Source organism: Methanomassiliicoccales archaeon (assembly GCA_038740345.1).
Taxonomy (GTDB): Archaea; Thermoplasmatota; Thermoplasmata; order Methanomassiliicoccales; family UBA472; genus JAJRAN01.
Map to the genome: position 1 here is coordinate 87,992 of JAVYMA010000001.1, position 20,858 is coordinate 108,849.

At 54.8% G+C, this 20,858-nt stretch carries 15 protein-coding genes; 6 read left to right on the plus strand and 9 right to left on the minus strand.

Features of this window, described 5'->3' with window-relative positions; all coding sequences use genetic code 11:
• Nucleotides 1-741, minus strand: a 741-nt coding sequence (locus tag QW520_00455; protein ID MEM0448283.1) for a hypothetical protein, incomplete at its 3' end; no start/stop codon positions are given.
• 122 nt (nucleotides 742-863) lie between these two features.
• Between QW520_00455 and QW520_00460 the strand changes: the two genes are divergently transcribed.
• From QW520_00460 to QW520_00475, 4 genes are all read left to right on the plus strand, one after another.
• Nucleotides 864-2,426 (plus strand): ATP-binding protein, encoded by a 1,563-nt coding sequence (locus QW520_00460; protein ID MEM0448284.1) that lies wholly within the window; start codon nucleotides 864-866, stop codon nucleotides 2,424-2,426.
• Between the two features lie 7 nt (nucleotides 2,427-2,433).
• Nucleotides 2,434-4,206 (plus strand): cation:proton antiporter, encoded by a 1,773-nt coding sequence (locus QW520_00465; GenBank protein MEM0448285.1) that lies wholly within the window; start codon nucleotides 2,434-2,436, stop codon nucleotides 4,204-4,206.
• Between the two features lie 73 nt (nucleotides 4,207-4,279).
• Nucleotides 4,280-5,398 carry an exonuclease SbcCD subunit D gene (locus tag QW520_00470; GenBank protein MEM0448286.1) on the plus strand — a complete coding sequence of 373 codons (1,119 nt, stop codon included), beginning with the start codon at nucleotides 4,280-4,282 and terminating at the stop codon, nucleotides 5,396-5,398.
• Entirely contained in the window at nucleotides 5,293-7,809 is a 2,517-nt protein-coding gene (locus tag QW520_00475) for an SMC family ATPase (protein MEM0448287.1), read from the plus strand. Before QW520_00470 ends, QW520_00475 begins: the two co-directional genes overlap by 106 nt.
• Before the next feature lie 7 nt (nucleotides 7,810-7,816).
• On the opposite strand, the gene QW520_00480 is transcribed toward QW520_00475, so the two are convergent.
• From QW520_00480 to QW520_00495, 4 genes are all read right to left on the minus strand, one after another.
• Nucleotides 7,817-8,812 carry an AAA family ATPase gene (locus QW520_00480; GenBank protein ID MEM0448288.1) on the minus strand — a complete coding sequence of 332 codons (996 nt, stop codon included), beginning with the start codon at nucleotides 8,810-8,812 and terminating at the stop codon, nucleotides 7,817-7,819.
• Complete coding sequence (locus QW520_00485; protein ID MEM0448289.1) at nucleotides 8,809-10,914, minus strand: acetate--CoA ligase family protein; 2,106 nt, start codon at nucleotides 10,912-10,914, stop codon at nucleotides 8,809-8,811. Before QW520_00485 ends, QW520_00480 begins: the two co-directional genes overlap by 4 nt.
• A 207-nt stretch (nucleotides 10,915-11,121) precedes the next feature.
• On the minus strand, nucleotides 11,122-12,006 hold the full coding sequence (locus tag QW520_00490) for a DUF72 domain-containing protein (protein ID MEM0448290.1): 885 nt from the start codon (nucleotides 12,004-12,006) through the stop codon (nucleotides 11,122-11,124).
• A 27-nt stretch (nucleotides 12,007-12,033) separates the two neighbouring features.
• Nucleotides 12,034-14,337 (minus strand): fibronectin type III domain-containing protein, encoded by a 2,304-nt coding sequence (locus QW520_00495; GenBank protein ID MEM0448291.1) that lies wholly within the window; start codon nucleotides 14,335-14,337, stop codon nucleotides 12,034-12,036.
• A gap of 439 nt (nucleotides 14,338-14,776) precedes the next feature.
• Here QW520_00495 and QW520_00500 point away from each other — a divergent pair, with 439 nt between their 5' ends.
• A complete protein-coding gene (locus tag QW520_00500) occupies nucleotides 14,777-15,046 on the plus strand; it encodes a YkgJ family cysteine cluster protein (protein ID MEM0448292.1) in 270 nt (89 codons plus the stop codon).
• On the opposite strand, the gene QW520_00505 is transcribed toward QW520_00500, so the two are convergent.
• From QW520_00505 to QW520_00515, 3 genes are read right to left on the minus strand one after another with little or no spacing between them, the layout of a single operon-like run.
• Nucleotides 15,043-16,026, minus strand: coding sequence for an HD domain-containing protein (locus QW520_00505; protein ID MEM0448293.1), 984 nt, complete (start codon nucleotides 16,024-16,026; stop codon nucleotides 15,043-15,045). The two genes, QW520_00500 and QW520_00505, sit on opposite strands and share 4 nt — an antisense overlap.
• A 40-nt stretch (nucleotides 16,027-16,066) precedes the next feature.
• On the minus strand, nucleotides 16,067-16,768 hold the full coding sequence (locus QW520_00510) for a YgjP-like metallopeptidase domain-containing protein (GenBank protein MEM0448294.1): 702 nt from the start codon (nucleotides 16,766-16,768) through the stop codon (nucleotides 16,067-16,069).
• Complete coding sequence (locus QW520_00515) at nucleotides 16,758-17,468, minus strand: DUF429 domain-containing protein (GenBank protein MEM0448295.1); 711 nt, start codon at nucleotides 17,466-17,468, stop codon at nucleotides 16,758-16,760. The genes QW520_00510 and QW520_00515 overlap by 11 nt, the downstream gene beginning before the upstream one ends.
• A gap of 87 nt (nucleotides 17,469-17,555) precedes the next feature.
• On the opposite strand from QW520_00515, the gene QW520_00520 reads away from it, so the two are divergent.
• The gene (locus QW520_00520) at nucleotides 17,556-18,524 is read left to right on the plus strand and encodes a DHH family phosphoesterase (protein ID MEM0448296.1); all 969 of its coding nucleotides are present in this window, start codon (nucleotides 17,556-17,558) and stop codon (nucleotides 18,522-18,524) included.
• On the opposite strand, the gene QW520_00525 is transcribed toward QW520_00520, so the two are convergent.
• Entirely contained in the window at nucleotides 18,508-20,847 is a 2,340-nt protein-coding gene (locus QW520_00525) for an amino acid permease (protein MEM0448297.1), read from the minus strand. The two genes, QW520_00520 and QW520_00525, sit on opposite strands and share 17 nt — an antisense overlap.
• Between the last annotated feature and the right edge of the window lie 11 nt (nucleotides 20,848-20,858).

Sequence of the window (20,858 nt, forward strand, 5' to 3'; positions counted from 1 at the left end):
GCTGCGCACATCGAAGTCGAACCATGGTGAGCTAAAAGCTTCTTCCACCGCCCGAAGTATTCTATCCAGGCCAGATGATATGCCTACGCCAGCGCGAACGTGCTTACAGCTGCCGAAATCGGAACGAAGCTGCTGGATATCCTCCACCGTGAGGGCATTGGCCAGCTCTAGAACAGGAGCTAGCATGATGATGTCCATGGCCCCGAAGGCTTTTCGTAGGGGGAGATTGGGGGCTATTTTGAGCAAGGAATCGTTGTGATAGGTGATGACCATGTCGGAATGCTCCATAACCTTAGTCATGGCCAAGGCCGCAGTGTGCTTGCGTTCCCCTCCCTCCACAGAAAAGGGCAGCGCAGCCGATACTATCACCAGCTTGCAATGCTTGCGACATATATTGGCCAGGGCTGGAGTGACGCTGCTCCCTGTCTCTCCCCCCAGACCTGTAAAGATAAACATGATGTCCGCCTCGCCTATGCAACTGAATATCCCGCTCTTGAGGGTCCCTCCAATGGCGTGGAACATCTGGGGGGAGGTGGTCTTGAACAATCTGACGTGCTCGCTGGTCAACACGCATCTTTTGGCCAGGGGGATCTCGTGCGCCTCCTCGTCCCTAAGCACCGCCACCGCCTCCATTCCCGAGTCGGCGATAATGTTGCAGCCGGCGCCCCCGACGCCCACTAGCTTAATGCGCGGCCGGGTTCTGGCCTCTCCATGACCTAGCCGCGACACCTCCTGAGCCATGCATGGATTATAGGAAGGAGATTGTAATAGCCTTTCGGTCCGCTGGTGCTTCCTTTTTATCGAAAACGCTGGGCCAGTAGGAATCGTTTATTATCTCACCGCTGATTAACCCGCGACTAGACATGAACGAAACAGGGAATGAGGGAGAAAGGATAGGCATAGTTTTCGGCGAGCGCGTCATGGACATTCGCTTCCGCTCGCTCCCAGATGCGGCCATCCAGGTGGGGGAGATGTTCATGATAGAGGATGGTTCCGAGGATCGCTACCTCGTTAGAGTCACGGATGTGCAGCACGGCGCTGACCTTGAGCCCTTCGATAGCCTAGAGAGAATGGCCGGGAAGCTGATCCGGAGAGAGTCTGAGGTGGGAGTTGCCGACGAACTCGTGGTGCCGCTTTACAAGGTGGGGGTGTGCACTCCTCTGGGATGCATCCGCGCAGGGGCGTTCAAGAAGGCCAAGTCCATCCCTTCGCATTTCTCTTTGGTGCGAAGGACGGCTGACTCAGACTACGAATTCCTCCGCTCATATCTGGGGGATGTGGAGGTAGGCAGGCTACGCTCGGGCGACCAGGTGTTGCGCATGCCCGTGGGATTCTGGGGATGGTCCATGCCCCATCATATCGGCATCTTCGCCACCACTGGCATGGGCAAGAGCAATCTCATGAAGGACATCGCCCTCAGCTGCATGCGCCTGCGTCGCTATGGATTCCTGATCCTCGATCCTCACGGCGAGTACTATGATGGGGGCATAGCGGGCAAGAAGGGATTGAGGGATTATGTTCAGCAGGAGGGATTGGAGGTGTTCTCCTCCCGGCGCCTGGATGGGCCTCACAACCCCCTCAAAATCTCTGCCACAGAGATTGAGATAGATGACCTGGCCAATCTATACGAGTTCACTCAAGCACAGTTAGAGTGCTTACAGGCGGCGCAATGGCGCTATGGTCCTTCCTATCTCATCGATCTCCACCGCAAGGATCCTGAAACCATCGGGCTGGAGCTAGGAGGACGATTTCATGAGGGTTCCATAAATGTAATAAAGCGGCGCCTGGAGAACATCTTCCGTTTCGATCTCATCACCACCGATCCCCAATATTCTATCACCTCCAGGGTGATATGCGCTCTTCACTCAGGGAAAGTGGTGCTCATTGACACCAGTAACATGTTCGAGGCCGAGGAGCTTCTGGTATCGACGGTTCTGGCACGCGCGGTGTTCGAGAGGAACAAATCTCTTTACGCGGACAAGCAGAAGTTCGATTCCATCCCTCCCCTCCTGATAGCTTTGGAGGAGGCGCAGCGCGTGCTCTCTCAATCCAAAGGTACCGTCTTCGCGCAGATCGCACGGGAAGGGCGTAAGTTCAAGGTAGGGATATGCGCAGTATCCCAACAGCCTAAGCTGATTAACGAGGAGATCCTCTCCCAGTTCAACACGCTCTTTGTTTTGGGCCTTTCGGACAAGCGGGACCGCGATATCCTGCGCAACAGCGCCAAGCACGACCTGTCGGTATTGGACAACGAAATACAAATGCTCATGCCGGGAGAGGCTCTGTTGGCCTCGCCCTTCACGCCTTTCGCCGTACCCATCAAGGTGCATCTGTTCGAGGAACTATTGGAAAGGGAGAATGCCAAGGCCTTGGAGGAGAAGGCGAGAAAGCCGAACCTGACGAAAGTGGATGCGGGGTTTTTCTAGGAGGTACATGGACACCGCCACGCAATATATTTTGGAGATAGCTCTCATCGCCATCATCGCCGGCGCCTGCTCAGTCATTTTCGCCAAGTTACGCTTCCCCTCTGTCATCGGATATGTGGTGGCGGGGATGCTTTTGGGGCCAGGCATCCTAGGCTCTTTGGTATATTTCGATGTGGATATCATCGACTTCCTGAGCAACATGGGAATCGCCCTGCTCATGTTCTCCATAGGTCTGGAATTCAACCTTAGGAGACTGCACAAGATAGGTGGCTTCGCCATCGTCGCTGGAAGCGTGGAAGTGGCATTGATGATGCTCACTGGTTACTGGTTAGGCCAGATCATAGGTCTAGGGGATGTGGGGAGCGTCTTCCTGGCCGCCATCATGGCCATCTCTTCCACGGCGGTCATAATCAAGGTGCTGCACGACACGGGAAAATTGAAGGAGGAGTGGACGGAGCCGGTGATCGGGGTGCTCATCGTGGAGGATCTGATAGGTGTCATCCTCCTCGCCCTCACCTCGCCCTTGCTCACTGGCCAGGTCGTCAATTTAGGCAGCATCCTCCTGATAGCGATCTCTATAGCGGCATTCCTCATATTCAGCTTGATATTAGGGCTCGCGGTCGTACCTAATTTGATAGACCGCGTAGCACTCAGGCATTCCTCCGAGACCCTGCTCTTGGTATCTCTGGGGCTAGCCTTCGGATTCGCCCTCACCGCCGTGGGACTGGGGCTCTCTCTCACTATCGGCGCCTTCGTCATGGGCGTGCTCATCTCTCATTCCCAGCACAGCGAGGATGTGGTGCGCAAGATCGAGCCCATCAAAGAGATGTTCATGGCCGTCTTCTTCGTATCGGTGGGGATGCTCGTCGACCCAAGGCTGGTCCTGCAGGGCCTGCCGTTAGCGCTGCTCATAGCGGCGGTCTTTTATCTAGGCAAGACCGCCTTCGTGGCAGTCGGATGTTACACCGCCAATCTGCCAGCGCGCACCTCCTTTTTGGCTGGCGCTAGCATGGTGGCCATGGGGGAGATCTCCTTCGTTATCGCCAACTCCGGCATGCGCGCTGGAATCCTACCCCCTGAGTTGTATTCCTCCATCATCGGGGCAGCCATCCTCACCATGATACTGCTGCCGCTAAGTGTACAAAGGGCCACTCGGGAGTTCGCTTGGATCGTGCGTCACACCCCTCCCCGAGCCCTTCGCTCCCTCCAGACCATAGAAGGGGTGCGCATGGAGCTACGCCAGCGTCTTAGCTCCTCAGTCCAGCGCCGTAAAGAGATAGGACGTCAGCTCTTCCTGCTAATGATTGACGTCACCCTTCTACTGCTCATTCAGTTCCTGGGCCTGATCATGTTCCTGGCCATCCAGGATTTGAGGCAATGGGCCCAAGGCCTTGGAGTCAGCGTGACCGCTGTAGCCTTAGTGCTCAGCGTGGCTCTGTCACTGCCTGTCATCGTAGACTTGATCTCGCGCCTCCGCAAGGTGGTGGCACTAATGGCCTCTGCGCTCACCGATAGCAAAACTTTCAAGGCCGTGAGCCAAACCTTAGCATTCCGCCTCCTTCGGAGGCTCACCTACATCACTGTTCTAATCATCCTCATCTTCAGCCTGGCGCCAATAGAGTTCTTTGTGGATGAATACGCTCGGGCTTTTAGCCTCGTATTCATCATATTGGGCCTGATACTAGGTTACCTCATATGGGATACGCTTAGAAGGGGCTATGAGAAGTGGTCGATGGCTTTGGAAAAAAACTTCATAGAGGAACGTAGAGAGAAAGGTTAGGGCAGTTTCGCTACTGTCTCAGCAATCCCTTTTAAACAGACATAGGTTGTGGTGGGTATAATGGAGATAAGACATGAAATTGGTGCACATCTCCGATTCGCATATCGGCTACTCTGCCTTCTCCAAGGTGGATGAAGCGACTGGCCTTAATCTCCGAGAGGTCGATTTCTATGAGGCCTTCAGACGTCAGATCGACCGTTGCCTGGAAATCAGGCCTCGCGTGGTGCTGCACTCGGGTGATGTGTTCGACTCCGTCCGTCCGACTAATCGCGCAATATCTTTCGCCCTGGAGCAGTTCCTCAGATTAAATGAGGCAGGCATCGATACCGTGATCATATCCGGAAATCACTCTTCCCCAAAACTGCGGGAGACGGGGTCAGTATTCAAGATCTTCGAGCATCTGGAGCATGTGCATCCGGTATACAAAGAGAGTTATGAGATAGTGGACTTGGGAGACCTGGCGGTGCACGCGCTGCCCCATGCTGAGGGGGAGCATCTGCAAAAGGAGGCGGCAAGGATGTCTCCCCTTCAGGGAAAATATAATGTGGCCATGATGCATGTGGGCATATCCTCGCTCAACGTATTCCGCATGAATGAATTTAATGAGCAGATCCTCCCCGCCTCCTATCTAAAGCCTGAGTTCGACTACATCGCCCTTGGCCATTATCATGACTTCTCTCAGGTGACCAGGAACGCCTACTACGCCGGCTCAGGCGAGAGATTGTCCTTCGCTGAGGCAGGCTCCGATAAGGGCCTGTTGGAGGTGGAACTCTCCCCTCTCAAGGTGAGGTTCAGGAAAATGCCCACCCGACCCATGGTAGACCTTGAGCCCATAGACGCCAAGCACATGGATTTGGCACAGCTGAGGAAGGAGCTGATGAGGGTCTTGGAAGCCCATGAACTGGAGGGGAAAATAGTGAGGCTGAGGATGACCAATCTCAGCCAGGAATGCTATTCCAGTCTCGACTTCCATTGGCTGAGACAATTGGCGGCGAGAGCAGCGCATTTCGAGATCAAGGCAGAACTCCTGCCCAGGGAAGCGGGGGCCGTCGCGGCCTATACTGGCTTCGCCTCACTGGACCGGGAATGGATAGCTTTCCTGGAGAGCTATCCCCTGGAGAAGGTAGACAAATCCAAGGTTCGCGCCAAGGGATTGGAGTACTTGGCCAAGGGGGTGGAAGAATCAGATTGAGGCATTTGGAGCTGCGCAATTACCGGAGATTCCGCTACGCCTCACTGGACATCCCTGAGGGCGTGGTAGGCATATTGGGCCCTAATGGGTCGGGGAAGAGCACGCTCATGGAAGCCGTGGCCTGGGCGCTCTACGGCAACGAGGGGGATATCGTTCGTCAGGGGAAAGCAGGCGTGAGATCGGCACTTGCTAGCATGAATGATGAGTGCTCGGTCACCCTAGACTTTGAGATATCTGGCGATCAATACAAAGTGTATCGCGCCATGAAGGGTAAAAGCCTGAGCGTGGAGGCACAACTCACCGTCAACGGCAAACAGTTGGCACGGGGCGATAAGGGCGTCACCGAGGAGGTCCGACGCATTTTAGGCATGGATTACAAATCCTTCTTTATCTCCGTCTTTGCCAGGCAAAAGGAGCTGAACGCTCTCTCTGCCCTCAAGCCTGCGGAGAGGGGGAAGGTGGTGCGGCGAATGCTTGGCATAGAGTCCCTTACTAGGACAGTGGAGGAGATAGACCGCGATCGCAACCGCCTGCAGGACCGCTTTTCCGATTTGCAAAAAGACCTTCAGGACGAGGAGGGTAGATACTATTCCAAAAGGCTGCGGCAAGAGCTTGACTCGATGCGTCTGGAGATAGAGCGCGCAGAAGAGGTCCTTCGCAATCTTGCCATTCAAGAGCAGGGCATGTCCGCAGCGATGGCGCAAGCGACATCCAGAAGGGATTTGCTCACTAAGAAAGAAGAGAGGTACCGAAGCCTTCAGACCTCCCTTCTCATGCACCGCAAGGATAAGGAGGCAGCGGAGGCGGCGCTCACCCGAGCGGTGGAGATGATAGAAGAGTTGAAAAGCAAGGCCAGGCAAGCGGCAGCGCTGCAGGCCGAGGCAGAAGAATATGAGAAATCCCAATCAAGAAAGGAAGAGCTGGACAGCTTGGCCAAGGAGAACGCCAGGAAGAATGAGTTGGAAAGGCAGCATTCCTCGCTAGTACAGAATATTTCCCGACTCAGAGAATCATTGCGCTCCTTCGAAAATGCCGAAAAACTCCGTCAGGAGCTTAATGACCAATTGGCCGCTGTGGAGGCGAGCATAGAACAGTTGAAAGCGGAACAAGGAAGCACGCGTGAAAGTCTCAAGGTGAGGATGGCAGAAGCGGAGCGCCTGACCAAAGAGATCGATAAGGCTAGATTGCGCTTAAAGGAGATCGAGAGGTTAGGGCCAGAAGGTGTATGCCCTACCTGCGAGCGCAAGCTTTGCGACCAGCACTCCTTCCTCACGGAGAAATTGAGGAAGGAGATGGAGGACATGGAGCGGGAACGTTCTCGCTTGAACTCCGAAGCGGAGCGGGAAAGGGAAGAGTTGGCCCAGAAGGACAAGAGATTAGAAGCTCTCAACAAGCGCCGAAAGCACCTACAAGGACAGTACGAGCAGCAAGTTAAGGCAGTGACGAATAAGAAAACGCTACTGGAGCAACTCCTGACCATGGAAAGGGATAAGATGCGACTGGAACAGGAGCTCTCTCCTCTATACTCGTTGAGATACGATGAAAAAGAATATCTTAGGCTTAAGCAGAGGCTCGCAGACCTCAAGCCCAAGTGGGAGAGGAGAAAAGAGCTGTTGGCAGAGGTTCAGTCTTTGGAGCGCTGGCAGAAGGAGCAGGAGGAGCAGACGAGGAGGATAGCTAGATGTACCTCCCTCATCGAGCGCCTGGAGGAAGAGATCACTCAGCTAGGATACAAGGAAGGGGAACGGCAGGAGGCCCAGCGAGCATTGGACGAGCTGTTGCGGCAGAAACAGGAATTGGACAAGGAAATTTCTAGGGTGCAGAATGAGCTTTCCCGTCTTAGGGCAGAGTCAGGCATGAAGGAGAACAGGCTCTCGGAGCTCCTGGAGAAGGAGGCGAAACTGGCTGAGCTGACGGTGCAGGTGATGGAGCAGACCGCCTTGGGACAGGCCATGCGGGCCTTCAGGGAGAGTATGATGGCGCGGGTGGTGCCCACGCTGTCTGAGCTGTCCTCGCGCCTGCTCTCAGAGCTAACCGATGGACGATACGTAGGCATGAAGCTGGACAGCGATTACGAAATCAGCATACTGGACAGAGGAGAGGAATATCCCCTGATGCGCTTCTCCGGAGGGGAAGTAGATCTGGCTAACCTCTGCCTTAGGTTGGCCATCTCCAAGGTCATCGCCGAGAGGGCAGGCAGCGCGCTCAACCTGCTGATATTGGACGAGATATTCGGTTCTCAGGACCAGATGCGCAAGCGCAACATAATGGAAGCTTTCTCTCAGTTGTCCAGGCAGTTCTCGCAGATCCTTCTCATCACTCATATAGACGATGTCAAGGACATGGTGGGAGCGGCCATCGTGGTCAGGGAGAACGAGGATGGAAGCAGCTCCGCCAGCGTGGTTATTTGAAGGACCTTCAGCTCCAGATGGCCTGGATATCGACGTTCTCTTTCACCAAGCCGCGGATCCTATCGATCTTGACCTGGTCCTCAGGGTCTATGCGGGCGATGAGATGATCCACCGCCTCGGCCGCACTCATGGTGTCCAACGAGGTAAGCAGGATTGGCACTCTGCGCTCATAGGCCTTGGCCACCACCTGCTTCTCAGGATACAATCCTCCGGTCAGGATGAGGCAGGAGGTATCGGTGCTTAGGGCCGCCATATGAAGGTCCGAGCGGTCTCCGCAGGTGATGAGCGCCTTGTGACTGGCTCTGCGCATGAACCTGATCGCCGTCTCAGGGCTCATAGCTCCTATCATCACCTCCTCCACCCGATTGTCTAGGCCCTCTTCCACCACCACCTCCGCGCGCAGAGCCTCCACCACCTCCCTTACCCTGAAATGCCTAAGCTCTGGCGCTTCCGGTATGCTGCCTAAGACTCTGATGCCCCTTCGTTCCAACAGCTTTCTCTCCTCATCACCGCATCCGAAGTTAAGGATGGCTCCTTTGAACCTGACCTTGTAGGAACGCATCAGCTGCACTAGCATAGCCAGCTTGTCGAAGGAACCAGTCTGCTTGGAGGATATCAACACCACCTCGGCCCCTATGGCCTCAGCAATAGTCAGGCCCGAGACGTTATGGAGGAAACCAGTGAGCACATCCCTGGTTCCCTCCACTAGCATATCCTCGCAGGAGCCCTTGACCTCTTGGTAAGCGCGCACTATCCGCTCTATGTCCAACGGCCTATGGATGTCGTAAGTGAAGGGGGAGAGCTTCTCCTCCTCCACATCGAGGCGCAGCGCTCGCTTCATGAGATATGCGTCCTGATCTACCAGCCTTTCGCGGTCATTGCGCAGGGTCTCCCTAAAGGGCTTGAAATACCCCACCTTTCTCGAATGGTTCAAGGCCAAGCCCAAAGATACCATGCTCTTGCCTGACCTTTCCGTGACCGACCCTAGAAATAAAGTGCTCATGCGCTCTCCCTCCTTATAGTGACCAGCGCGTCCACCGCACCAGCCCCCTCCCCCACGTCGCCGACGATGAGGGGGTTTATCTCTAATTCTGTGATTTCGGGGAAGTCCTGCGCCACCTGCGCCACCTTGAGTATCACTTGCCGCAAGGCTTCCAGATCCGCAGGCTTCCTACCTCTGACGCCTGTTAAGATAGGATAGGCCCTGATGGAGCGGATCAGATCTGTCACGTCCGCGTTCGAGAGGGGTACGATCCTCTGCGCCACGTCCTTGAGGACCTCTACGAAAATGCCCCCCAGACCGAAAGTGACCACTGGTCCGAACTGGTCGTCGCGAACCATCCCCACTATGACCTCCCTGCCCGATATCATGCGTTGCACTAAGACGCCCTCCACCCTGGCCCGGGGGGCCATAGCCCTTACCCTGGATAGGAGTAGGTTGAATTCATGGCGGACCTCTTCCTCGCGGCGCAGCCCCACCACCACTCCTCCCACATCAGTCTTGTGCGCGATGTCGGGAGATTCCACTTTCAGGACGATGGGGTATCCTATCCTTCTCGCCAGCTCCACCGCCTCCTCTTCGGTCCTGGCCATCCCCTCATCGGGTACAGAGATGCCATATGCCCGGAGGATTTCCTTGCCTTCGCTCTCGCTCAGCCCCACCCTTCCCTGGGACTTGACCTTAGCCAGCAATGCCCTGACCCTCTCCTTGTCGCCCTCGAAGGTGGGGAATGTCTCGGACACGTTGCGAGAACGCGCTTTCTGATACTCCACCATGGCGCTCAGGGCCCGAACCGCTCGGTCCGGTGATTCGAAATCAGGTATACCCGCCTGCCTGAGTATCTCCAAGCCCTCATGCACATCATTGCCGCCAGCGAAGCACGCCACCACGGGCATAGCGCTGCTTTTCCCATGCGAGGCCACAATGCGCGCCACGCTCGGAATGTCCACCAGATCGGTAGGCGCTAACAGTACTAGCACGGAGGACACTGCCGGGTCTTGCATGACCGTGCGTATGGCGAAGTCATAACGGTCCGCAGTGGCATCCCCTATCACATCTACGGGATTGTATACATTGGCTTCAGCGGGGAGGTAGGAGCGCAGGCGTTCTACCGTCTCATGGGAAAATGTGGCTAGGGCCAAGTCATGATCCCCGCAGGCATCTGCGGCCATCACTCCCAACCCTCCTGCGTTGGTGACGATGGCCACGCCTCCCTCGGTCCGGGGCATGCGGGCGCTGCTGAAGATCATGAGCAGATCGAAGAGCTCTTCGATATCATGCGCCCTGATCACACCAGACTGCTCCAGCGCCGCCTGGTAAACCTTATCCCCAGAAGAGATGGCGCCCGTGTGAGAGGAGGCGGCCTTGGCCCCGCTGCTTGTCCTCCCTGCCTTCAAGGCTATCACCGGCTTCACCTTGGAAGTGGCCTCTGCCTGCTGCATAAAATCGGCTCCTCTGGTTATTCCTTCGATATACATCCCGATGACCTTGGTCTTGGGATCATCGCGAAGATATCGCAACACATCCGCCTCTTCGATATCCATCTTATTCCCCAGGCTGACGAATTTGGAGAAGCCCGCTTTCGTTCTCGAGGCCCAATCCAGGAGCACGGAGCATATGGCCCCGGACTGAGAGGATATTCCTATGCTACCCTCTCGGGGATAGTTATTGGTGAAAGTGGCATTCATACGCCTCTGAGTGTTGATTAGCCCGAGGCAATTGGGGCCCAGCACCCTTATGCCATACGCCTTGGCTATTGAGTCTGTCCGCCTCTCTAGCTCCGCACCCTCCTTTCCCGTCTCCTTGAAGCCAGCGGAGATCACGATTGCCGCTTTTACCCCCTTATTGCCCATTTGCTCCATGACATCCGGCACGAGGATGTTAGGGACGCATACCAGCCCCAGGTCTATCCTCCCGGGGACCTCCAGCACGCTAGGATAGCACTTTATGCCCAGTATCTCCTTGGCCTGGGGGTTGATGGGATAAAGGGCTCCGGCGAAGCCTGATGAAATGAGGTTCCTCAGCACGATATGACCGACTTTCTTCTCCTCCCTGGAAGCGCCAATGATAGCGATGGAATCCGGCTCGAACAGCTCCCTTACCATGACGCGCAGCGATTCGTCCTTAGAATATTAATACGATTTGGTCGCCTGGACGTGTAGGGGGTGGAACGAGCACCAGATTTTTTTTTCCCATCGCGCTCTGTTTTCTTTGAATACGAGCACTCTAAGTAGCCTCCTGTTCGGTCTTCGAACCGTGGCTCAGGGGCAGTGTGTATAATAGCGAAAACTAGAAAAATCGCCTACCAAATGCTAAAAGTTACCCAGAGTGTACTGGTCCTGCAACCTTATCTCCCTGGCCTTGTGCGGGATGCCCAGCATGTCCATGAGATCGAAGGCGTTCCTCACGGCCTTGGAGCGCCCATGGTTGTTGAAATAGATGCGCACCTTCTCATGGTCCCTAGCCGCTTCCTGGATGCGCGGTACCCAGGGCCACAGCTGCTCCTTGGTGTAGAGATAATCATAGCGGTTCAGGCGGTGATCCTCCTCTCCCTCTTCCCTGAACCAAATGTCATAGTTGCGGCCATGGAATCGGATGTAGGCATGTTCTGCTGTGGTGGCTTTAATCACGGGAAATCCTGGCCCGTCGACCATCACCGTGGCTGCCTTATTCCTCTTCAACAGATCCAGAGCCTCAGGGTCGATCTCTTTGCCCTCCTCTCCCAGCCAGCTCCGGTGCCTGAACTCGACGGCATAGTGGTAGGCCTGGGTATCCAAGGCCTCCAGAGTAGCATCTAGTACCGCCATGGAGCGGGAATCTTTCTTGAAATAAGGGGAGAGCTGCAGCAGGCAGGCTCCCATTCGTGCCGCGGCCGATAACTCCTTCACGCACATGCGCTCGAATGAGACTGCCTGAGTTGCCGATGTCTGGCTATCAAGCTGAACCATTGACTCGTGCGTCACCAGCCTAGGCATCTTCAGCGAATATTCGAAGCCCTCTAATCCCTCTGCTTTCTTGATCCAGAGACGGACCATTGGTGGCGGGGGAGGACGGTAGAAAGTGGAGTTTATCTCTACGGTGTGGAAATGCTCAGCATAGAAGCGGAGCCACTCTCCTCTCTTGTTGGCCAGCTCCCATGGATAGAATCTTCCCAACCAATCCTCATATGACCAGCCACTACAGCCCACCAGGATCATGAGGCATCATTGCGCCCCCGAGCATATCTACTTCACGCCTGGACCCTTTTTAAGAGCCGCGGCTTTGGCTGACTTTTTCAGCCTTTCCGCGTTCTTCTTCGCCTGCAGCTTGGCCTTGCGCTTCTCCCTGATGTACCATATTATCACCGCTAGGGCTATGATTAGCACCACAGCGAGGAATACGGAATTGCTTAGAAATGCCATGATGTCGAAAGAGGCAGGCGTGGGCTGAGGCGGCTGGGGATTAGGTTGGGTGGTGGCATAGACCTCCTCCGATTGCGGCCCCGTGCCGACTTCGTTGTATGCTGCCACACGGTAGTAGTACGTGGTGTCGTTCTCCAGAGCTGTGTTGTTATAATAATTGGTGGATACGGTGGCGAGATAGACCTCGTTTCCGGAGAATAGACCACGATAGATTTTGTAGCCCAGGATAGGTTTGTTGCCATCAGAGAGGGGAGGATTCCAAGTTATGAGAATGTGCTTGTATCCTCCCACCGCCTGTACATTCAGTGGCACGGAGGGCGCGCTCCCAGGGGTGCTTGGTTTAGCGCTTACCTCGCTAGAAAAAGGTCCTTCTCCTATGGCGTTTTTGGCTTTAATCTTATAATAATACATTTGGCCGTTTGTCAGCCCAGTGTTATTGTACGTCGTGGTGGTGACTTCAGCTATAGGCTCGGGAGCTTCCTTCCCTGGCTCCAGGCCGCGGAAGATGAGATAGGAAAGTACTGGCCCGCTTCCCGAGATGGTGGGCGCACTCCAAGAAAGATATACGAACTGATCACCGGCCCGAGCGTTCAGGTCTAAGGGGGCGCTTGGTACCAAACCCGAGATTTCAGAGACCGCTGCGCTCAAAGGCCCCTCACCTGCCTCGTTATAGGCCGAGACCTTGAAGTAGTAGGTCTTACCATTGATCAGGCCAGCGGCGATGAAGCTATTGACGTTACCCGCGTCTGCCAAGAAGGTCTCAGAGCCTGGAGCCAAGCCTCGGTAAATCTTGTATCCCAGGACCGGGGAGCCACCGTCTGACTGAGGTTTGGTCCAATTGAGCTTTATGAAGCGTTCACCGGGGGTGGCTGTGAGCCCCACGGGCGCGGATGGTACGGTGCGTGGCGTGCCACATACCTCGTTGGAGAGACCGATACCCACGGCATTCTCTGCCGCGATGCGATAGTAATAGGTCTGACCATTGGTAAGGCCGGTGTCAGTGTAGGAAAGCACATTATCCAGGGTGATCAGTAGTTGGGTCTGGCCCGCCTTGGTACCGCGGTAGACCCAGTATCGCAGGACCTCAGTGCCGCCGTTGTCGTAGGTGTTCCAGTATAAGGTGATGCGGCGATTCCCTTCCAGGATGCTTAGGACCACGGGAGTTGGCACATCCCAACAGGTAGCAAAGATCTCATTGCTCTCTGCCCCATCGCCAACGGCGTTGTACGCCACCACTTTATAATAGTACGTGACGTTGTTAGTTAAGCCAACATCCTCGTACTTGGTGGTCACACTGACGTTGGTTAGAAGTTTCTCCTCTCCTGGAGCCAAGCCACGAAGGATGCGGTAGCCGAGGATAGGGGATCCTCCATTGGGCTCTGGGGGGCTCCAGGTCAGGGTGATTTGGCGTACACCCTCTTTCGCCACCAGAGCGATGGGGGCTCCCGGGACCACATCCGGAGCGGCGGCCACCTCATTGCTCTTTAGCCCCTCTCCTACAACATTGTAGGCTGAGACCCTGAAATAGTAGGTTCTACCGATCTGCAGCCGTGAACAGATGTAGAAAGTGAAGTTCCCCGCATCTGCCAAGAAGGTCTCACTGCCTGGCGATGTGCCTCGATAGATGCGATAGCCGAGGATGGGAGCGCCACCATCGAAGGCGGGAGGCTTCCAGGTCAGGTTGATGAATAGATTCCCGGGGATGCCGCTGACCTCCAAAGGAACCGAGGGGGTGGTGCGGGGGGTAGCGCTAACCTCACTAGAACGTGGGCCGATTCCGAATGCGTTTCGGGCACAGACGCTATAGTAATATGTCTGGCCATTGGTGAGGCCTATATCAGTATAGGTGGTCACATTCCCCAGCGTAGTCCAGAGAGTGCCTCCTCCAGGCTCGGTCCCCCGGTAAATCCAATATTCGCTGATAGCAGAGCCGTTATAGTATAACGGAGGGCTCCAGGTCAGGGTTACCTTACCATTACCGGGTGAGGCGGTTAGGCTCCGAGGAGCAGATGGCAACTGAGATGGTAAGGGATCTGCTGCCTGTGCATCGTGTGTATCTATGCAAAGGGTGCAGATTAGGACTGCAGTGAAGATGAATGCTGATATTTTAAGCGTGTTAGCTCTCACTTTTTTCTCCTCTGCCCTTTACCGTCTCAAAAGGAACTTCCCGAATCGATTATAAGAGTGAGGACATGGTTATCGGCTTTTGATACCATCATGCTGAGGAGTCAGGAGGCTTGTTGCTCTTGGGTAGAAGAGATGCTGGTGGGTTATCGAGAGCCTTAAATACACAATCGCCCTAGTAACCTCTGCCTCCAACGAACGCGAGGGTGACGTGTGATCCCTAGAATAGGCTGGGGGCGAACAGTGCACCGTACAATGGGTCCCTGCAGGAACGGCGACGGGACGTCGCGTCATGACTGGAGGACAACCCCGGAGCACAACAAAACCCCCCCGGCCTGGGTCAGTGCGGGGAGATTAGGGCTATGCCCGTCCATGAACCGATCTGTTAGGGTTCGGGGGACACCTCATCTATTTATCCTTGGCAGATGGTTAAGGCCGTTGAATGCCACGCTATATTAGGAGTGGAGAGTGTAATAGATGCGGCGACTGCTGCAAGCCGCGCTTTCCTGTGGATGAGGATGCCAGGGAATGGTACCGTGCCAACGGACTGCCGGAGAATGGGCAGTGTCAATTCCTTGCTCTGATCGACGGACAGTGGACTTGTACCATTCATGCACGACGCAGTGAGCACTGCCGCGCCTTCCCTTGGCACCCTGACAACCTCAAGGGCCTGCCCAATTGCTCCTATCGCTTCACCGAGATTCCCGATTAGTGAAGGTATATGTGGCCTAATCTACGGTCATAGATCCAAGGGTCCTCAGTCTGAGCATTCTCTTTGGCAGATATATACTGTTCCAGCTTGGCGTCCGCCTCGTCCGCAATATGAACTGCCAGAGCCTCGGGGAATTGAGGTCTCTTGGGCGAGCCATATTCTGGCTCGGCATGGCTGGCCAGGACCATATGCACCACCTTGAGCTTTAGATTCTTGGGCATTCCCTCTATCCTGTCGCAGGCTCGGGACACCATCTCGGCTCCTATGGTCACATGTCCCCTCAGCATTCCGTCCTCAGACACATCGATGTTCGTCGTTACCTCGTATTCCTCCACCTTACCGATGTCGTGCAGCAGAGCACCGGCAATGAGCAGGTCTCTATCCAGCTTGGGATAGCGCTTAGCCAGGAACTCGCATATCTCCAGCACGTTGAGGGTATGCTCCACCAGGCCCCCCATCCAATTGCAATGCATCCACATGGAGGCGGGCGCACTCTTAAACCTTTGCACAAAGGACTCGTCGCCGAAAAAGGATGCCAGGAGCAGCTGCAAATGACGATTCTGCACCCTGCGCACCGCGGAGTTTAATGATGTCATCATCTGATCCACATCCCTGGAGGAGCTGGCGACGAAATCAGTGAGGCGATAGTCTCCCTTGGGGACCTTCTCCACTGTCCCTCCTTTATCAGGGCTGATGCTTATCTCCACCGTTTCTTTATAAGAAGATACCGAACCCCTGACTCTCACCACATCGTTGGAATCGAAGGAATTGTACACACTTTTCACTGCCTCCTCATCCTTCGACCCCCAATACTTGGCCGTCATCTCGCCGGTGCGATCGGCCAGCCTTACCTCGAATACCGAACCTTTGGAGTAGGGTTTAGGAGGCTTCTTGAATTTGACAGAGAAGAGAGAGTCAACATCTTCTCCCACCTTGAGATCCCGCACGAACTGCCGCTTGCCCTCAGGTTCCATGTGCATGCTATCACTTCTCGATTGTTTATGACTATCGCCTCGTAGCTCAAGCAGATCCTTCTCCAGCCAAATGGCTGCTGGATAAGAGCCTAAGCCAATTTTCCGCTTCTCTCCAGCGAGGATATTTCCGCTCCAGGCGTCTGAATTCCGCATCATGATAAGAGCGAAGGGGATCGGAGCGCGTTAGCAGATGAAGCATCTCATGATAAAGGACATACTCGGCGACGTACCCTGGCACCTGACTTGAGTCCAAGGCAGAGGAAATGGCCACCACTCTCATAATCAAGCTACAGTAGCCCAGGCGGAAGCGATTAGGCTTTTCCGTCCAGGTAAGGAAAGCACCGTGGCAATCGCCCACTAATCCCCGATCCTGCAATGAAGTGAGAAGGGAACTCAGATCATATTCCTTGCCCTTTGCGTCCAGAGTGAGATTGCGGCTGCGTTTCAAATATTTCTCTCGATTCGAACGCAAGAAGGCATCAGAGCATAAATACTCAGATACCCTAGCGGTGTACAGCTCCCTCCTTCTCCTTTGCATACGCTCGAAAAGACAGAAGGCGAAATCATTTATCACCTCTTCAGCCGCGCCTTGTATGTAATCCGTCACCTTGAAGCTGACAGTGGTGCCAATGCGCTTCCAAGTGGTCTTGAATTCTTTGAAAGGATAATAGCTGGCCTGGACATGATGGAAGCCAAATCGAGCCCCCACACGCTGAAAGGCGTACTGCATCTCCCTCTCATCCATCATGCATATTCCTCTCGGTCGGCAAGAGCACATATCCATGCTCTACATCGCCTAGCAATTGAGTGTTCTTTCCATTCTTTATGTAATGACAATACAGGCAGGCTGCGGCTAGGGCTGCATCTAGGATATCGCATAATCCTTTGATTCTATGCAACTTCATATTCTCGATTTCTTGACGCAACGAAAGGCAGAGGTCAGGAGGGGAATGCCAGGAATCCATGGCCTCGATCACCTGTTCCAAGGCTTTGCGCCGGTCGCATAGCCTTCCTCTTTTATAAGATGGGATCTTCCCGCACAGGATGCGGAGGGCACCGCTAGGATAGACCTCGAAGTAAACCTTTTCACCCCTCACCTCTGGCGAAGCGGGCACGAACCCCCGGCCACGCAATGCTCTGGCGAGGTCTTCTCCTCTCCTACCACCGAAATGACGCTCCATGAAGCGCTGGTTAGAAGGGAGGCAGGGAAGGCCCATTCTCATCATAATTCGCTCGCATCTGCGCATTCCTGTGAGGTTAGGAACGCAAAGCGGTGCGTCTATCCCCACCCACATCTGATTATCCTTGTCAAGCAAGGACAGGATTTCTTCATTCGTGGTGACCAGTCCTAACAACACCACCTCACCGCCGGAGTCAATCAAGCATGCCCCTGTAGAGAGGGGATAAGGATCTGAGCGCCATGCCAAATCCAGTCCCAGGAACATCATATATTCTTACCTCACTCTCCTGTCCAAATAGTATTTTACATACAAAGTGTTGATATATGTAGCGAGTGCATATACCAACTGGAAGGGATGGATAGCTTCTCCAGGGATGACCGGGACAAGCACCTGATAACTCGGGGCAACGTCGACGGTATAGTCTCCGCTGCCCTTTTCCTTAGCGTTTTTCCCTCCGCCAAGGTTACCTTCGTGACCTCTCCTGCGGCAGGTGCAAGAGTTGTGGCCAGAGATCACTCCTCCTCCGCCATATACCTCAGCGACCTAGCTCTGGTACCTGAGCTGGAGGCGCGCATCTGTGAGGCCAATGAACGTTCTGAGGTGGTGGCCTTCGACCACCATCAGCAACACGACTCGCCTGTAAGGAAGATGATGATATTGCGCGAGGGTATGAGCGCGGCCTCTATAATGTATCACTATTTCCACATCGGGTCCCGCTACAAAGGGTTGGTGGCCATAGCGGATATGGTAGAGTTCTGCGACACCCCCCTGCTACGAGAGATGAGCGCTCTTTATGGATTGAGCAAGATAGAAGAGGAAGCTCGCACGCTCGACTTCTCCTGGCGTTTGGACATAGATGACGATAGCTACCGCATGCAAGCTGCCTTGCACCTTTCTCGTGGGAGCTGGCCCTCGGAGGTAAGTTGCGTGCGCCGACGATATCTTCAAGTGTTGAATGAACAGCGCTGGCCGAAGGCGCTGGCCAGGGTAAAGAGCAATATGCGCATCCGAGGCAGCGCGGCCATCTTGCACTCACGTGATAAGAACCGCTCCCTATACGGATTCGGCACTCGCGCTCTGGTAGAGGTGGCTAAGGAGAAAGGATGCGCATATGCGGTGATGATCAATGAGCGCCGACAGCATTCCTCAGTGAGCATGCGTGGCCTACAACCAGGAGGTGTTAATTTGGGCCGTTTCGTGGAAGACTTCACCTTAGAACACGGCCTGGAAGGAGGTGGCCACCCCACAAGCGCTGGCGCCCGGATACCAGTGCAGGTGACAGGTCTCTTCCTGGATAGGTTTATGGCTATTTCAGCCCGCTAGTCCGTTCCAGGGTTCTTTCCAACCTCTCTTCTTCCAGCTCCTCCGCCTCTTCTCTCTCCTTCTGCCTCTTCTCCTCAGGAGTGGTAGTCACCACCCGTTTGTATATGAGGACAGGGCACTTGGCATTCTTGATTATCTTATCTTGTATTGGTCCGAAATCGAAATGCTCCCAAGGCCTCACCGCGGAAGTTCCCATGACCAGCAGATCATAGTCCAAGGACTCGGCCACCACTCCTCCCACTATGGTCTCAGGATGTATCTCCTTGATGATCACGGGCACTCCCGCCGCCTCCACGATGGCGGTCAGCCTTTTGGCATAGTCGCGCGCTTTGGAGAGGTACTTGTCGTGGATCATGGCGTTTAGGATTGTGACACGTGAGGCATTGGCCACTGCGATATCCGCAGCCACTTGAGTGGCGGCGGAAACGTGCCACAGCCCACCAGATAAGATCAATATGTTCTTCGGGGCGAGACGGTCCTCTGCCCTCAGGACTATCACATCGCATACAGCCCTCCTGACGATCTCATCTATCTTGCGACCTAAAACCCTCTTCTTGGTCCGTGTATAGCCCTTCCATCCCATGAGGATCATGTTGGCCGCTTCTTCCTTCGCGGTATCAATTATAGCCGTAGCCACGTCATGCGAGACCGAGACCAACGCCCGAGTGGGTATTCCATGCGCCTCTACTTGTCGCTTTATCTTCTCTAGCATCCTCTTCTTCTCTTCTATGCGCTTAGGGTCGATAGCATTCAGAGGGACAGCGGTGGGCACTTCTACGATTGAGGTCAGAAGAATCTCTCCCTCATGCCTTTGGGCCAATATCTGACCTATGTCTATGATTGCCTGATTCGGCTCGTCAAGAGGGATGAGTACGCGGTATTTGCTGCGCTCCTCCTCTGACATAGGAGCACGCGCAGGCAAAGGAACGCGCTCGATCTCCTCTTTTCCCTTGGCGAAATAGTGCATGAGGAGGCCAATCAGTATGATGGCGATCGCCAGCCACCAGGCATAAGGCTCATAATCAAACAGCGTCACGGCCAGGAAGAATTTCGCACTGATGCCAGCTAGAGGGAAGAGGGGGAACAGGGGCATGATGAAGCTGCGCTTCAGGTCAGGCCTTCTACGACGCATCTGAATCGCCGCGACATTGACCAATATGAAGAGGATAAGGATGAAAATATCCGCCACGGCCGCCACTTGATTGATAGGAAGGCTGACACAGGCTAGGATGATTATCGCCCCGCTTATGAAGAGAGCGAAGGAAGGAGTTTGCCTAACAGGATTCAACTTTCCGAAAAGGGAGGGGAGGTTGCCATCCCGTCCCATGGCGAAAGACACTCTAGAGGTGGAGAAGACCACTGAGTTGACAGCGGCTATGGAACCGATTATGATGCCGATGGAGATGAGCAGCCCTCCCACCACCGGAACCACCGCATCGGCAGCCACCACCAGGACGTCCTGGCCTCGGTTCATGAGATCCAATTCCAATATTCGCTCGAATCCCAGTATCATGAGTGTGGCCATGGTCATGATCAGAAAGAGAGAGCCAGAGATGAGGATGCAGAGAAACATGGCCCGCGGGACGGTGCGGTGAGGATTCTTGACCTCCTCCCCCGTCTGGGCCACGATCTCATAGCCCTCGAAGATCATGAAGGTAAAACCCATGGATGTGGCCACCGTCATGAGCGCCGGCTCTATGAAGAAAGGCTCGAAGGCATCGGATGCAATATCGCCCTTCATAAGATATAGGGTGGCGAAAAGGAGAAAAGTGATTATTATGCCAAGGAGGACCATGGATATCAGGATTTGAGATCGCCCCGCTCCTTTCACCCCTCTCCAATTCAAGTAGATGAAGAACAGGGAAATAAGAGCAGCGAAGATCTTTGATATGATATCGCTGGAAAACCCAAAGAAATCCACCCCGAGGTTGGAGAAGATGCCTGCCACCCCGAAGCCAAACCCTACCGCGTACACGGCGCACGCGATGCAATGCCCTACCCAGGACATCCATCCTCCCAAGAAACCGAAGGGAGGGAAGAGAGCCTCTTTTATCCAGAGATAGCCTCCTCCCGTCTCAGGCATGGCACTGGCCAGCTCAGCATAGGACATGGCGGTGAAGAGGGTGACAATAAGATTCAGGGTCAAGGCCAGCATTATGGCTGGCCCGGCAATCCCGATGGCTATGCCCACCAACACGAAGATGGTGGAGCCGATGTTAGGGCCTATGCCGATCATCAGCACCTCGAGCATGCCCAGGTCTCTCCTTAGGGTGACCTCGACGCCGCTCGTTCCTGAGCCGGCAGGCTTGGTGACCTCTGCCACATTCTCCATGG

Bases quoted from the DNA above. Each gene is read 5' to 3' on its own strand.
- QW520_00500 (MEM0448292.1), top strand. From the start codon at position 14,777: ATGCCACGCTATATTAGGAGTGGAGAGTGTAATAGATGCGGCGACTGC.
- QW520_00515 (MEM0448295.1), bottom strand. From the start codon at position 17,468: ATGATGTTCCTGGGACTGGATTTGGCATGGCGCTCAGATCCTTATCCC.
- QW520_00505 (MEM0448293.1), bottom strand. From the start codon at position 16,026: ATGCACATGGAACCTGAGGGCAAGCGGCAGTTCGTGCGGGATCTCAAG.
- QW520_00465 (MEM0448285.1), top strand. From the start codon at position 2,434: ATGGACACCGCCACGCAATATATTTTGGAGATAGCTCTCATCGCCATC.
- QW520_00475 (MEM0448287.1), top strand. From the start codon at position 5,293: ATGGATAGCTTTCCTGGAGAGCTATCCCCTGGAGAAGGTAGACAAATC.
- QW520_00490 (MEM0448290.1), bottom strand. From the start codon at position 12,006: ATGATCCTGGTGGGCTGTAGTGGCTGGTCATATGAGGATTGGTTGGGA.
- QW520_00470 (MEM0448286.1), top strand. From the start codon at position 4,280: ATGAAATTGGTGCACATCTCCGATTCGCATATCGGCTACTCTGCCTTC.
- QW520_00485 (MEM0448289.1), bottom strand. From the start codon at position 10,914: ATGGTAAGGGAGCTGTTCGAGCCGGATTCCATCGCTATCATTGGCGCT.
- QW520_00510 (MEM0448294.1), bottom strand. From the start codon at position 16,768: ATGATGGATGAGAGGGAGATGCAGTACGCCTTTCAGCGTGTGGGGGCT.
- QW520_00520 (MEM0448296.1), top strand. From the start codon at position 17,556: ATGGATAGCTTCTCCAGGGATGACCGGGACAAGCACCTGATAACTCGG.
- QW520_00480 (MEM0448288.1), bottom strand. From the start codon at position 8,812: ATGAGCACTTTATTTCTAGGGTCGGTCACGGAAAGGTCAGGCAAGAGC.
- QW520_00460 (MEM0448284.1), top strand. From the start codon at position 864: ATGAACGAAACAGGGAATGAGGGAGAAAGGATAGGCATAGTTTTCGGC.